Here is a 14,370-nt window from a genome sequence, read left to right as displayed (position 1 = left end):
TCCTTTTCCTATCAGATCCGGATGTCTTAGCCTGCAGGAAATGGCCAACATGCTGTAGTGAAAGCTATGTTTGCAAACGGGTGTTTCTACATTTTTACATTGTAAAAACATTATCGTGTAATGTGGAAGTATCCGTTCGATGTTTCACCATTAAGTTTTTATTAGCCTTTTATTATGGATTGGTTAATTCGTGTGAGCAGCCGTAAAACTCTTGGTTCTGCGCTTATTTTCGCGGCGCTTTTGAAGACTTATTTCTTAGTCAGATAGCAATCACGCCCTTTTCGTGATCTATTTTTTACACATAAACTAAACCATGATGAAAGGATTTCTAACCATTCTATTATTGGCTGCATTTAGCGCCAATGCTCAAAACGAACTAAAAAAAATACGGGGCGCGGTCAGGGACGACCAGTCGCTTCCGGTCGCCGGCGCTACCGTTTTTAATATGGTGCGCAACCTGTCCGCGCTTAGTACCAATCAGGGCGGTTTCGAGATTGACGCTGCAAAAGGCGACTCTGTGCTCATTACCATGATTGGCTACAACGACCTCACATTTGTTGTTACAGATGAAATCGTTTATGACCTCAGAATGAGCAAGAAAAATGAGGCTATGGACGAAGTAGTGGTGGTGGGTTATGGCACGCAGCGCAAAGTAAACCTGACCGGCGCGGTGGCACAGGTGAGCGGGGAGGTGCTGGAAGACCGTCCGGTGGCCAACATTACACAGGCGCTTCAGGGCGCCGTGCCAAACGTGAATATCACTTTTGGTGACGGAAGGCCGGGAACTGAAGGGCGCATCAACATCAGAGGTAACACGTCTATCAATGGAGGAGGAACACCGCTGATCCTGATAGATGGCGTACCCGGAACCCTGAATAATATCAACCCAAGGGATGTTGAAAATATTTCCGTATTAAAAGATGCCGCTTCCGCTGCGATTTATGGAGCGCGCGGTTCTTTCGGGGTCATTCTGGTGACAACAAAAAAGGCGAAGCGCGGCAAACTGACCGTGAATTATGCCAACAACTATGGATGGTCAGGCCTCACCACCAGTACCGATTTTATTACCGATGGTTACACATCTGCGATGCTGAATGATGAAGCATTTCTTCGCGCTACCGGTAATACCTACACGCGTTATACTGAAGAGGATTATGAAGAGCTTAAAAAAAGGCAGACGGATAAATCGTTGCCTGATGTTGTTATCAGCAACAGAAAAGGAAAAGACCAGTATGTATATTACGGAAGCACCGATTGGTGGGATGTTATGTTCAGAGACTGGCAGCCATCCCGGGAACACTCTATCAGCATCAACGGCGGCTCTGAGAAAATCGACTTTCTTATTTCGGGAAGAATGTATAGTAAAGACGGTGTGATGCAGATCAATCAGGATCGCTTTAACAGTTATAACTTCCGGGCAAAAATTAATGCGCGTATTTCTGACAAGCTGGAAGTGTTTACCAATACGTATTTCAATACCAATAAATACACTTATCCGGGATGGGGCTACAATAGCAATTTTGTATCCATCACTGTTCACGCGCTGCCTTCCTATCTGCCGGTAAATCCGGATGGCACGGCCACATACAGAACTGAGCTCAACAATTATACTATTGGAGATGGCATCTATGCCGATCTTTTATATGGCAAATCGAAAGGCGAGGAAAAAGAATTTGAGCTCATCAATCTTGTGGGAGCTACCTACAAGCCTTTTAAAGGAATGGAAATCAACGCCAATTATTCCTACACTTTCAATCCTTCTACCACCATGCAGCGGCGCGTGGCATCACCCTGGTCGATTTATCCAGGTGTGATTAGTTATGTCGGCAACGACTATCTCAACGAGGTCGTAAACAACCGCCAATATCACGCGCTGAATATTTATGGCAGCTACGCTAAAAGCCTGGAGGATCACAATTTCAAGTTGATGTTGGGTTACAACCAGGAGTTACAAACCTTCAAACGCATCACGGGGAGAAATACCGATTTACTTTCTGTTGATTTGAATGATTTTAACCTCGGCACCGGCCAACCCACTTTAACCGGCGGCGCAGACGAATGGGCGCTGATGGGATATTTTGCCAGGTTTAACTATGACTTCAGAGGAAAATACCTGTTAGAGTTTAATGGCCGCTACGACGGTTCATCGAGATTCCCGAAAGAAAGCCGTTTTGGATTTTTCCCTTCCGTATCAGGTGGATGGCGTGTTAGTGAGGAGCAGTTCTGGCAGTCAATGAAACCTATTGTAAACGAATTTAAACTGCGCGCATCTTATGGCTCGCTCGGTAATCAGCAGGAGGCCGCTATTTACGGATACCTGCCAACGCTAAGAAGAGGTACGCTGAGCTATATTTTTGATGGAGCGCGCGCGCAATACCTGGGCGTTCCGGTTCCGTTGTCGCCCAACCTTACCTGGGAACGTGCGCAATCAACCGATGTTGGTATCGATCTGGCGTTGTTAAAAAACAGGTTGACGCTGACCTACGACTGGTATGTCAGAAACACACTGGGCATGCTTATTCCCGGCAGAACGGTTCCATCGGTATATGGAGAATCCTCTCCAAAAACCAATGCCGGAGACATGCAAACCCGCGGCTGGGAACTACAGGTAGGCTGGAACGACACGCGCCAACTCGCAGGAAAACCTTTCGGATACAGCGTGAGCGTAGGGCTTTCGGATTACAAAGCGAATATTACCCGATTTGATAATCCGCAGGGGCTGCTAAACAATTATTATGTCGGACAAGAAGTCGGAGAGATCTGGGGCTACAAAATTGCCGGATATTTTAAAACCGATGCCGAAGCGGCCGAGTATCAGCAAACCGTTAACCAGGATTTTGTAAATAAACAGCGCCTCTCAGCTCCCGGTGAATGGTCTAAACTGCAGGCCGGCGATATTAAATTCATTGACGTAAACGGCGACGGCGTAGTGAACAATGGAAAGAATACGCTCGAAGATCACGGCGACCTGGTGAAACTTGGAAACAGGCAGCCGCGTTATTCTTATGGCGCTAACCTGGGTGCGAACTGGAACGGCTTTGATATCTCTGCCTTCATTCAGGGCATCGGCAAGCAAAACTGGTATCCTGGCAACAATGCCGACAAATTTTGGGGGCCCTACTCAAGACCTTATTATTCTTTTATTCCCGAAAACTTTCCCGACATGGTTTGGAGCGAAGAAAATCCTGACGCCTACTTTCCTAAGTTGAGAGGATATGTGGCGCTCAACGGAAATGGCGAACTGAATGTGATCAATGATAAATATTTGCAGGACCTGGCTTATGTGCGTTTGAAGAATCTTACGATTGGTTATTCTTTGCCAGCCAATCTGCTTTCAAGAGCAAAAATTACCCGTTGCCGCATTTACGTAAGTGGCGATAATATTTTCACCCGTACCAAACTCGAAACAGATTATATCGATCCGGAGCAGGCCGCTGCCGAGGCTAATGGCAGGGTATACCCCATCAGTAAAATATTTTCTTTTGGCCTGGATCTTTCTTTCTAACCCCTCAAAAACCTCAATCATGAAGAAGTTATATATCTCGCTTTTTATACTGGGCGCTTTCGCTATTTTTAGTTCGTGCAAAAAAGGATTTTTAGACCGCTACCCACTTGCCGACATTAATCCTGAACAATTTTTCAGAACGGTGAAAGACCTTGAATTATATACCAACTCTTTTTACAACGTAATGCCGTCAGCGGAGGGTATTTATAATGAAGATGACGACAACGTGGTAAAAACAAGCCTGAACGAACTGTTGACGGGTAACCGCGTGGTGCCTGTCTCTGGTGGAGGATGGAGCTGGTATCCGCTGCGTAATATCAATTATTTTCTTGAAAATTACCGCAAGGTAGATATTCCCGGCGCCGCCCATTATGGCGGTGTGGCCCGGTTATTCCGTGCTATTTTTTACTTTGATAAAGTGTCGTCTTTTGGCGATGTGCCCTGGTATGGCGGCGTCATCGACATCCAGGATTCTTCATTGCTGAACCGCCCCAGAGATCCCAGAACGCTGGTAATGGACAGCGTTTTGGCTGATCTTGATTTTGCTATTGCTAATATGAATAGTACCAAAAGCGTTGAAAAGATGACCAAATGGACGGCGCTGGCCTACAAGTCGAGGATATGTTTGTTTGAAGGTACCTTCCGTAAATATCACACCGAGTTTAACCTGCCCGGCGCAGATAAGTTTTTAGCAGAAGCGGCAGAAGCGGCTGAAGAACTGATCAATAGCGGCACTTATGATATTTATACAAGCACGCCTCAAACCGCCTATCTTGAGTTGTTTTCCTCCATGAGCGCCCAGGATAAAGAGGTGATTCTTACGCGCCGTTTTAGCAGCGACTTGCAGATCTGGCATAACGTAAATTACTACACGATCACCGCGTCCTACGGCCGCCCGGGACTGGAGAAAAAACTGGTGAATAGTTATCTGCTTCAAGACGGATCAAGGTTTACCGATCAGGCAGATTTTAATACGATCCCCTTTGCCGAGGAAGTGCAAAACCGCGATCCCCGTTTGTCGCAAACCATCCGCACGCCAGGCTACACACGGATTGGAAGCACCACGAAGTTGCCACCCGATTTCACAGGGACCATCACTGGTTATCAATTGATCAAATTTGTAACATCTACCAACGAAGATTCTTACAACAGGTCGCACAACGACATGCCTGTTATGCGTTATGCCGAAGTATTGCTGAATTTTGCAGAAGCTAAAGCTGAATTGGGAACGCTGACGCAGGCGGATATTGATAAGTCGATCAAACTATTGAGAGACAGGGTTGCCATGCCGAATATGAACCTGGCCGCCGCCAATGCAAACCCCGACCCTTATCTCGCTGGCCAGTATAAGCAAGTGGCAGGCGCCAATAAAGGAGTCATCCTGGAAATCCGCCGCGAAAGAAGAATTGAGCTGGTGATGGAAAGCTTTAGAAGAAACGACCTTATGCGCTGGAAAGAAGGCCATCTTTACACAGAACAATTTAAAGGTATGTATTTCGCTGGTGTCGGCCCTTACGATCTGGATGGCGACGGAACGACCGACGTGTATATTTACACAGGTACGAAACCGACCGAAAAAGGCCCTCAATACCTGAAGCTGGGAAGCGAAATCTTGTTGGAAAATGGCACTAACGGAGGCCTGATACTTGTTAATCCGCAAATTGCAAAGAAATTTGACGAAACGCGAGATTACCTGAATCCGATTCCTGTGCAGGAGCGGCAGCTCAACCCCGCGTTGGATCAAAACCCTAATTGGGAATAGTTTTTATTTTCAAATGATTTAAAAAGGTAAAGACCGGAGCACTGCAACGCTCCGGTCTTTGCGTATTAATATGATGCCCCATTCGACTGAAACCTGCGAATTATGCAGCCGTTTTATTTCTCATGGCGTAACTTTGCGGTTTATTTCAAAAAATCTCTCATTTGAAAGCGAAAACTCTAAAAAAGGATAAGGTAAATATTATTACGCTGGGTTGTAGTAAAAACATGGTGGATAGTGAGGTGTTGAGCGGGCAACTACGCGCTAATGATATTGATGTGGTACACGAAAATGCCAGGCGCGATCACAATATTGTTGTAGTGAACACCTGCGGTTTCATCGACAAAGCAAAAGAAGAGAGTATCAACACCATTCTCGAACAGGTTGAGTTGAAAAAGCATGGCCGGTTAGATAAAGTATATGTGACAGGCTGCCTCAGCGAGCGCTATAAAAATAATCTCGAAGAAGAAATTCCGGAAGTAGATGCTTTTTTCGGAACAATGGAGCTGCCTTCAATTTTAAAGCAGTTTGAGGCTGATTATAAAACGGAATTAGTGGGCGAACGTTTCTTAGCAACGCCCAAGCATTATGCCTACCTGAAAATATCCGAAGGCTGTAACCGAACCTGTACTTTTTGCGCCATTCCTTTAATGCGGGGCAAACATATCAGCAAGCCGATTGAAGAATTAGTTCTCGAGGCGGAAAAACTGGTGCGCATGGGCGTTAAGGAAGTGATGCTGATTGCGCAGGAACTTACTTACTATGGCCTCGATATCTATAAAAAGAGAATGTTGTCCGAGCTATTACATCGTCTTGCTGACGTGAAGGGCCTCGAGTGGATCCGGCTGCACTACGCTTACCCCACGAAGTTTCCTGTCGAAATACTGGATGTGATGCGGGAGCGCGATAATATTTGCAACTATCTTGATATTCCTTTGCAGCACGCTTCCGACCGTATGTTAAGCGCCATGAAAAGGCAAATAACAAAGGCCGATATGAACGAACTTATCGCAACGATCCGCGAAAAAGTGCCCGGCATTTGCCTGCGCACAACTTTGATCGCTGGTTTCCCTGGCGAAACGCAGGATGATATTGACGAATTAAAAGCCTTTTTAGATCAGCACCGCTTCGACAGGGTGGGTGTGTTTACCTATTCTCACGAGGAAAATACGGGCGCTTATCAATATGAAGATAATGTGCCGCAGGAGGAAAAAGAGCGCCGTGCACAGGAAATTATGGAGCATCAGCAAGAAATTTCTTACGAACTCAACCAGGAAAAAATAGGAAAGGTTTTTAAAACCCTGATCGATAAAAAAGAAGCGGGGCGTTACATTGGCCGTACCGAGTTTGACAGTGTCGAAGTTGATAATGAGGTAATTATCAGCAGTTCCCAGAAATTGAAAATCGGAGAATTTTACCAGGTACGCATCGAAAAGGCGTATGATTACGACCTCGAAGGCGTAGTGGTTTAGTTTTTGGCGATCTGGTGAAATTTAAGCGTCGCGAGCGACCATTTTCCCCCAAAGCTATTAATTGTTATATCGTCATATTGAAAATCAATCGTTTATAAAATAAAATCGGCATATTGTCACTCCTCTTAACATTTCATAAACGGATTTCGGGGTAATTTTGCGCCGTATTTTGCATGTAAGTAAAATAACGTTATAAAAACGCGATAAAATAAAAATGGGTTTTTCGCGTTTATTCTTTAACTAAAATATCTCACATGAAGAAATGGTTAGTTCTATTTTTCGCTTTTGCTTTTAGTTACACTGCCGCTGATGCGCAGACGTCTACTCAAAAAGCATCTTATTACCACAGTAAATTCAATGGCCGCAAAACGGCTACTGGCGATATTTACAGAGATTATCTTTTAACAGCCGCATCCAATATTTATAAATTAGGCACTCGTTTGCTGGTAACCAACAAGAAAACAGGTAAAAGTGTTCAGGTTGTTGTCAACGACAGGATGGCACCTCATATCAAAGGGCGTGTGGATTTAAGCAAATCTGCCTTCACAAGAATTGCGCATACCAGCAAGGGTATTGTGCCGGTGGAAGTAAAGGTGTTGGAAGGAAAAGGCGACGACAGCAACACGTTGTAAGTAAGATTAAAGCCTCTTTTCAAGAAATTAAAAAACCCCGCATTTGCGGGGTTTTCTTTTGAATTATGCGTTCTTTCCAATGCAATTCAGGTCTTCAAAAGCTGTTTCAAGACGTTTCACAAACGACTCTTCGCCTTTGCGCAACCATACACGGGGATCATAAAACTTCTTGTTGGGTTTATCATCTCCTTCAGGATTTCCAAGCTGGCCTTGCAAATAAGCTTCGTTCTTTTTGTAATAGTCAAATACGCCTTCGGCAAATGCCCACTGCATATCGGTGTCGAGGTTCATTTTAATAGCGCCATAACCGATAGCTTCGCGAATCTGGCTTTGCTCAGAACCGCTACCGCCGTGGAAAACAAAATACACCGGCTTTTTGCTTTCGGTATTGAATTTCTCGGCAATGTATTTTTGGCTGTTATCCAAAATAACAGGCGTCAGCTGCACATTTCCGGGTTTGTAAACACCGTGCACGTTCCCGAAAGCGGCTGCAACCGTGAACATATTGCTTACTTCTTTCAGCTTTTCGTAAGCGTAAGCAACTTCTTCAGGCTGCGTGTATAATTTGGAGTTGTCAACGTCGGTGTTATCAACGCCGTCTTCTTCGCCGCCGGTAACGCCCAGCTCAATTTCAATGCTCATGCCGAGCGGCGCCATGCGCTTAAAGAATTCTACTGAAGTGGCAATGTTTTCTTCGATGGGTTCTTCGCTAAGGTCCAGCATGTGCGAGCTGAAAAGCGGCTGTCCTTTTTCTTTATAAAATTTTTCTCCTTCATCGATCAGCGCGCTGATCCAGGGAAGCCATTTTTTAGCAGCATGGTCGGTGTGTAATACAACCGGCACGCCATAATATTTTGCTACGGTGTGCACGTGCAGCGCGCCGCTTACGGCGCCGTAGATATTGGCCTCTAAATTTTTATTCGGCATTCCTTTTCCTGCAAAAAACTGAGCTCCGCCGTTACTAAATTGAACCATAACCGGTGAGTTCACTTTTGCCGCAGTTTCCAAAACCGCATTTACGCTATCTGTTCCCACTACGTTTACCGCAGGAAGCGCGAAATTATTGTCTTTAGCATCGTTGTAAAGAGCCTCAAGCTCCTTGCCGTGTAATACGCCGGCTGTGTACTTGCTCATTGTTGTTCTTGATTATGTTTATTAAATAGAAAAAAAACCTTTAAAAGGCTCGCTAAGATAATAATAATATGTGATAAATACACAATTAGAAAAAACAGATAAAGCAAGCTTTACTTTTGAAACTAAAATGGATAGTAAACTTCAAAATAAATAGCTTCTTGCTCGACACGTTTCGATTTTTGCAGGGTCCACATATCAATGAAAGAATACTCAGTTTTCGTCGTTTTCCTGTTATTGCCGCGCAGCCTCAGCAGGTCCATAATAACGTATTCATCGGCGACATCTGTCACTTTTATTGTCGTTGAATCGGAAACACCGTTGCCGTGCATTAAAATAGCAGGCATCAGCAGGTTGATTTTGGACCTGGTCAGATAGGCCATCGTGCTGTCGCCGGTTTGAATATAGCTCGCGGCCAACGCAATAAGTAGTTTGAGCGACGCGGGGTCTTGGCTCAACAAAGGCTCACCTTCTTTTATTAGCTCAGCAAAATTTTTCTGGGCAAATAATTTCTCGAATTTCTTATGCCCCGCCAGGCTTGATACTGCGTTGCGTTCTTTTAAAAAGAGCTTTCCGTAATAAATGATTGCGCCTTCAAACGGATATAAATACTGCGGCGCCTGGTTGAATTTTTTAAGCAGCGCTTTATAACCTGTAGCCGATACGCTATCGTTGACAGCCTTTTTGATCGCCGTTAAATCGAGCGCGGTAGGATGTTGCTGAGCGCGACAAATGATGCCCGTTAATGAAAGTAAGATAATAAATGCGGTCGTTCTCATTAAATAACAGTTGTAGTGCTGGGCGGAGCCAGACTGGCCCTCTTCGCCAGGCTCCGGGTTTTTTCCTGTATCAGTTTTAAGTTGCCACGCAACATATATTTTAAATGAAGTTTCAAAATTTGCCCCATCGAATGACAGCGGTTAAATGCCTCTGTTTTAAAATGATCATTCAGCTGGTCAATCAGCAGCTGTTGTTTTTCAGGCGGCGCAACCGTATCCCGCGACATAATATCCAACAATTCCATCAAACGAAATCGGGTGACTGCCACCCGATAAGCCATAGCTGAGCGTTCCTCTGCCTTATATTGCTCCACCGACTCGGGATTGAGCTGGCCGACAACGGTCTTTACAAAAGCGTTATTTTCTTTAAAAAACTGCGGCATATACAAAGGCTTGCGCCCTTCATAAGATTGTTGATCGAAATCGATAGCCCTGATGCGATACTGATAGCTTTCGATATCGGGCGTAGCGACTACTACAAAATTATAAGAGCGCATATCGCCTAACAGACGCACAAAACAGCGTTCATTAAATTTTACGAACTCTTTGGCCAGGCGCGTTTTATTGGTTTCGGATTTGTTGAGGTAGTGTTCTAAAAATACATCCCCGGCAAGCCCCGGTATATGCTCCTCTACCAGCGTGCCTCCATGCGTGTAAAAAGTAATACGATTCGGGGAAAGAAAATGCTCCAGCTCCAAACCGTACACGCGTGATGCATCGGTTATTTTAATATAATAGTGATCGAAGTTAGAATTAAACTTGTTTACAATACGTATCCTGAAAGGAAGGGAATTGCCGAACGAGCAATAATCGATCCGGGCCACATCGAGTTGGTCGGCGAAACTCATGTCGCCTTCCGTGCGAAGAATAGCATAAATTTTCACCAAACCTTCCCTGAGGAAATCCCAGTCACGCTTGTCATAAATGGCTTTCTCCCAATACGTGCTGTTGCCTTGTTCATCTTTAATAGGAACTGACCAGGTGAAATTTAAAAGGTCGCGGTGGGAGACGGGCAGGGTTACCTCGCGGCCCTGCCGCACGAGATATGCCGCCAATTCATTATTAACCGGATAAAGGATTTTCTTTTTAGAAGGTTTATTGTTCAGAATATCCTGTTCGTTCATGTGCGGAAGTTAATAAATATTCAGTTTAACGCGGCATGTACCCGAGCATCGAAGCGCGGAAAACAAAGGCAGGTAAAATTTTTTTATTATTTCTACCCTTTTATATATATGTTTTTTGTAAATTTAGTTGTTAGTCAAATGTTTAGCCTGCCTGCAGGCACCCCTCAATACTTCAACTGGTAAAAATGCCTGCTTCAAAAAAGGTTTTAATTGTTGATGATGATGCCATATCACGGCTTATCGCAAAGAGGATATGCGAGTTCAGTGCCTATCCCCTTTCCATAGAAACGAGTGAAAACGGCCATCAGGCCATGCAGCTGCTTATGGATAGCATCAACAAAAAAAATGATTTGCCCGATTTGATTTTGTTAGACATCGATATGCCCGTGATGGATGGGTGGTCTTTTATGAGTGAATTTATTCGGCTGCCGCGGGAAAGCACCAAAGAAATTTCAATTTATATGGTGAGTTCGTCCTGCGACGACCGGGATAAAATGCGGGCCGTGAGTTTTCCTTCCATTAAAGATTATTACGCAAAACCGCTGACTGCGCCCGCTGTAAATGGTATGCTCGACGCTCTCTTCTAGTACGCGCGATATTTACACTGAATGTGGCGAAGGCTTTCTTAAAAAAGCATCAGAAACGGCGCTTATAAGCTCATCAATACCGAAAGGTTTTAGCAGGTAATAGTCGGCATCGGCCGAAGAAGCAATTTCCCGAATATTATAATTGGCTGACAAGTAAATCAAAGGAATGTCCTGTAAGGCTTCTTCCTGCTTCAAAATGCGGGCTGCCTCTACGCCACCGCAGGTTGGAATTGAATTATCCAGTATGACCACATCAGGTTGTGTGTCACGCAGCTTGGCAACAATGTCGTTGCAATCAGTGAACGACCAGATTTTCCATCCCATTTCTGTCAATATATCGGCGCAAATAGATATAAGAGCGGGATCATTATCAAATATGGCAAGGGTTTTAAAATCTCTCATGAATTGTCGGCACCATATTAAGAAGCGCCGACAAAAATAAGCAAATACATAGAATTAGCCTGCAAACCAGAAAGCAGATTGCGACAAATAAAAAAGTTGTGGCCCTGCCACAACTTAATCAATTATGAAACAAGATATTGCGTTTAATCGATAGCGTCCAGATTAATGCCGCCTTTTGCAAGATCGGTTAATGTTTCATCACAATTTTTTTCCTGGTCAAGTGTTTCAAGTAAAAGCGTCATCGCCTTTTTAAGGTCTAAAGCTTTCGCGTAAGTAGCGAGCGTTCCGTAGGTGGCGATTTCGTAGTGTTCCACTTTCTGAGAAGCCGCGATAATGCCGGCATCTCTCACGGCGCCAATGGAGGTTTCTTCCAGTATGCTTTTTCCTTCTTCCAAAAGGCCTTCCATGGCGTCACATTTTTTCGCCTGGGCCTTTTTGCCGATAATAGAAAAGACGCTCTCCAGATTTGAAACATGTCCTTTTGTTTCTTCCAAATGCTTGGCTATTGCTTTTTTAAGGTCGGGCGAACTTGCATTTTTTTCCATTTTCGGAAGCGCTTTCACCAATGCTTTTTCTGCCCAATAAATATCTTTCAATCCGTGTTCAAAAAGTTCCATTAATTCTGTTGCCGCATCTTTTTTCGGAGCAACTTTTCTGGAAGTGGATTTAGTGGATGTCTTTTTTGCTGCTGCTTTTTTAGCAGGCGCTTTTGCTTTTGCCATAGAATAAAGGGTTTAGTTTGTAAATAGTTATTTGAGGGATTGTTGTTATGCTATATCCTGGCTGATTTTTTCGAGATGGCTAACGAGCCGGTCAGTAATAATGCGGGTTCTTCTGCCGTCGACTACCTCCTCATGCCATTGCCATTCGGAAATGTCGATGGACGTGTTTACATTCGAAAGATAACCGATGGCGCTTCCTGTAAATAAAATGGGTAGCTTTTGATCCTCTCCGGCGGGAGCGTTTAGCGGATCGTTTTTGAATATTCTCATGGTTGAGCTTTTTATATTTTTATAATAAATTGTTTCAATCAAATGGAAGGTTATTTGTATCCCCAATTAATGAGACGAAACCGCGAGGTCGCGTAATGCTTTAATCTTATCGTGCGACTGCAGGAGCTCCGTTTGCTGCTGACGGATTAGCGTTTTTGTTTGCTGCATTACATCGTCGTCATCCAACGCCATTTGATACGCTTTTTGAGCGGCGTCCTCACCGGCCTCGCAGTTTTTCAACACCGTAGCGCGATCGCCTCCGGTAAACGCAGCCCTGACGTCCATCCATGCGCGGTAAAGTTTTCCGGAAACCGTGCTGCCTTCTGTCGTTTCGCCGCCATAAGTTTTCACCAGGTCTTCCAGCTCCCGCTTATAATTGCTGCTTTCGTTGATCATAGCGCTGAAAAGCGTTTTAATATCCGTGTCCTGGCCATCTTTTAATTCATCAATCGCTTTTTCATAGCCCGCGATTCGGTCATTATTAATTTTAATTAAATCATTCAGTGCATCAATACAGGCTTTGTGTTCCATTTTTTGTAGGTTTTAAAGGGTTTGGGAATAGGTTGCGATCACAATCTATGTCAGTATTGCAATTTGCATACCAATATTATTTTTGCTACCAGAAAAAGATAAAAGCTTGGGTTGGAAAACTGTTAAATTCGCATTAAGCCCGTGTTTACGGGCGTTTGCGCAAGCTACCCGGGAAATTTTAATGATATATTAAAAACGGGAAAGGCGGCGAAGGCCGATGTGAATGACCAAGTCTATATTATTAATTATGTTTGCTTCACCTAACACGATTTAAACTTATTTCGAATGAAGCCAGCCATTAAAGCCCTGTTTACAAGTGCTGTTTTTTATTTAGCCGGAGTTTTATCCGTTCACGGGCAGGCCCTGCCGCATCGCGCAGGGATCTTGTCGGAAGAATTTCTTTATCTCGAAGCAGATTTTCCTCAATGTCATTCGGCGACTATCCTCGAACTGCAGGGCGGCGAACTGTTATGCGCTTTTTTTGGAGGCACCCGTGAGCGCCATCCCGATGTTGAAATCAGGCTTTGTCATAAAAAGCCCGGCGGCAGCTGGTCAGCGCCCGTTAGCATTGCTGATGGCGTTCAGGCAGATGGCAGCCGGCTGCCCACCTGGAACCCGGTTTTGTTTCAGCCGAAAAACGGCCCCGTGTATTTATTTTATAAAGTGGGGCCCAGTCCCAGCAAATGGTGGGGCATGGTGAAAACTTCCACCGATGGTGGGAAAACCTGGAGCGATGCAAAAAAATTAAAGGAACCTATCATCGGGCCTGTCAAAAATAAACCGGTGCAATTAGCGAACGGGATCGTGCTTTCCGGTTCCAGCACCGAACTAAACGGTTGGAAATGCCATATCGAACGCAGTGAAGATCAGGGTAAAACATGGTCGTTTATCGGGCCGCTCAACGATGGTCGATCCATCGGCGCCATTCAGCCTACTTTGCTAACGTACGGCGGCGATAGTATTCAACTCCTGGCCCGTACTAAATTTGAAGAAAAAGGATATATCGCCGAAAGTTGGTCTTTTGACCAGGGTTTGACCTGGTCGAAAATGAAAGCAACGAACCTTCCTAATAATAATTCGGGAATTGATGGCGTAACGCTTCGGGACGGGAGCCAATTATTGGTTTATAATCATTCCACCAGAACGCAGCCCGGAATGGGGCACAAAGGCCGTGGCGTATTGAATGTTGCGCTTACCAAAAATGGGAGGGATTGGGATGCCGCGTTGGTATTGGATTATATCGATGAACCCGAAAAGCAGTTTTCCTACCCCGCGGTGATTCAGACCGCGGATGGGTTGGTGCATATCGTGTACACCTGGCACAGAAAGCGGATCAAGCATGTGGTAATTGATCCGTCTAAACTGGAAACCTATCCAATCAAAAATCGCAAGTGGCCTATCGACCAGATTCCATTGATCACCAGCAAAGACGCGCAGTAACTTTTCAAAACAAACC

General features: G+C 44.7%; 13 protein-coding genes. 6 read left to right on the top strand and 7 right to left on the bottom strand.

Annotated elements, in window-relative coordinates; genetic code table 11:
* Nucleotides 1-313 precede the first annotated feature (313 nt).
* From ABDK00_RS11065 to ABDK00_RS11050, 4 genes are all read left to right on the top strand, one after another.
* Nucleotides 314-3,505: a TonB-dependent receptor gene (locus tag ABDK00_RS11065; RefSeq protein WP_346237339.1), complete on the top strand. Its 3,192-nt coding sequence runs from the start codon at nt 314-316 to the stop codon at nt 3,503-3,505.
* Between the two features lie 19 nt (nt 3,506-3,524).
* Nucleotides 3,525-5,267, top strand: a complete 1,743-nt coding sequence (locus tag ABDK00_RS11060) for a RagB/SusD family nutrient uptake outer membrane protein (protein WP_346237340.1) — start codon at nt 3,525-3,527, stop codon at nt 5,265-5,267.
* A 161-nt stretch (nt 5,268-5,428) separates the two neighbouring features.
* Nucleotides 5,429-6,736, top strand: coding sequence for a 30S ribosomal protein S12 methylthiotransferase RimO (gene rimO, locus ABDK00_RS11055; RefSeq protein WP_425474784.1), 1,308 nt, complete (start codon nt 5,429-5,431; stop codon nt 6,734-6,736).
* Nucleotides 6,737-6,990: 254 nt separating this feature from the next.
* Nucleotides 6,991-7,368 carry a septal ring lytic transglycosylase RlpA family protein gene (locus tag ABDK00_RS11050; protein WP_346237341.1) on the top strand — a complete coding sequence of 126 codons (378 nt, stop codon included), beginning with the start codon at nt 6,991-6,993 and terminating at the stop codon, nt 7,366-7,368.
* Between the two features lie 63 nt (nt 7,369-7,431).
* Here the strand turns inward: ABDK00_RS11050 and fbaA are convergent, their stop codons facing one another.
* The 3 genes from fbaA to ABDK00_RS11035 form a co-directional block, all read right to left on the bottom strand.
* Entirely contained in the window at nt 7,432-8,502 is a 1,071-nt protein-coding gene (gene fbaA / locus ABDK00_RS11045) for a class II fructose-bisphosphate aldolase (RefSeq protein ID WP_346237342.1), read from the bottom strand.
* A gap of 122 nt (nt 8,503-8,624) precedes the next feature.
* On the bottom strand, nt 8,625-9,278 hold the full coding sequence (locus tag ABDK00_RS11040) for a DUF4919 domain-containing protein (protein ID WP_346237343.1): 654 nt from the start codon (nt 9,276-9,278) through the stop codon (nt 8,625-8,627).
* The gene (locus tag ABDK00_RS11035) at nt 9,278-10,402 is read right to left on the bottom strand and encodes a hypothetical protein (protein WP_346237344.1); all 1,125 of its coding nucleotides are present in this window, start codon (nt 10,400-10,402) and stop codon (nt 9,278-9,280) included. Before ABDK00_RS11035 ends, ABDK00_RS11040 begins: the two co-directional genes overlap by 1 nt.
* Before the next feature lie 185 nt (nt 10,403-10,587).
* On the opposite strand from ABDK00_RS11035, the gene ABDK00_RS11030 reads away from it, so the two are divergent.
* Complete coding sequence (locus ABDK00_RS11030) at nt 10,588-10,989, top strand: response regulator (protein WP_346237345.1); 402 nt, start codon at nt 10,588-10,590, stop codon at nt 10,987-10,989.
* 12 nt (nt 10,990-11,001) lie between these two features.
* On the opposite strand, the gene ABDK00_RS11025 is transcribed toward ABDK00_RS11030, so the two are convergent.
* The 4 genes from ABDK00_RS11025 to ABDK00_RS11010 form a co-directional block, all read right to left on the bottom strand.
* A complete protein-coding gene (locus tag ABDK00_RS11025; RefSeq protein WP_346237346.1) occupies nt 11,002-11,391 on the bottom strand; it encodes a response regulator in 390 nt (129 codons plus the stop codon).
* A gap of 143 nt (nt 11,392-11,534) precedes the next feature.
* Nucleotides 11,535-12,113 carry a ferritin-like domain-containing protein gene (locus tag ABDK00_RS11020; protein WP_346237347.1) on the bottom strand — a complete coding sequence of 193 codons (579 nt, stop codon included), beginning with the start codon at nt 12,111-12,113 and terminating at the stop codon, nt 11,535-11,537.
* A 45-nt stretch (nt 12,114-12,158) separates the two neighbouring features.
* Entirely contained in the window at nt 12,159-12,383 is a 225-nt protein-coding gene (locus tag ABDK00_RS11015) for a hypothetical protein (protein ID WP_346237348.1), read from the bottom strand.
* A 66-nt stretch (nt 12,384-12,449) separates the two neighbouring features.
* A complete protein-coding gene (locus ABDK00_RS11010) occupies nt 12,450-12,914 on the bottom strand; it encodes a PA2169 family four-helix-bundle protein (RefSeq protein ID WP_346237349.1) in 465 nt (154 codons plus the stop codon).
* 285 nt (nt 12,915-13,199) lie between these two features.
* Between ABDK00_RS11010 and ABDK00_RS11005 the strand changes: the two genes are divergently transcribed.
* The gene (locus ABDK00_RS11005) at nt 13,200-14,354 is read left to right on the top strand and encodes a sialidase family protein (protein ID WP_346237350.1); all 1,155 of its coding nucleotides are present in this window, start codon (nt 13,200-13,202) and stop codon (nt 14,352-14,354) included.
* The last annotated feature ends 16 nt before the right edge of the window (nt 14,355-14,370 follow it).

It is taken from the genome of Niabella insulisoli, assembly GCF_039652435.2.
Lineage (GTDB): Bacteria > Bacteroidota > Bacteroidia > Chitinophagales > Chitinophagaceae > Niabella > Niabella insulamsoli.
Note: the sequence above shows the minus strand (reverse complement) of the source record. Positions and strands in the feature narration are given on the sequence as shown.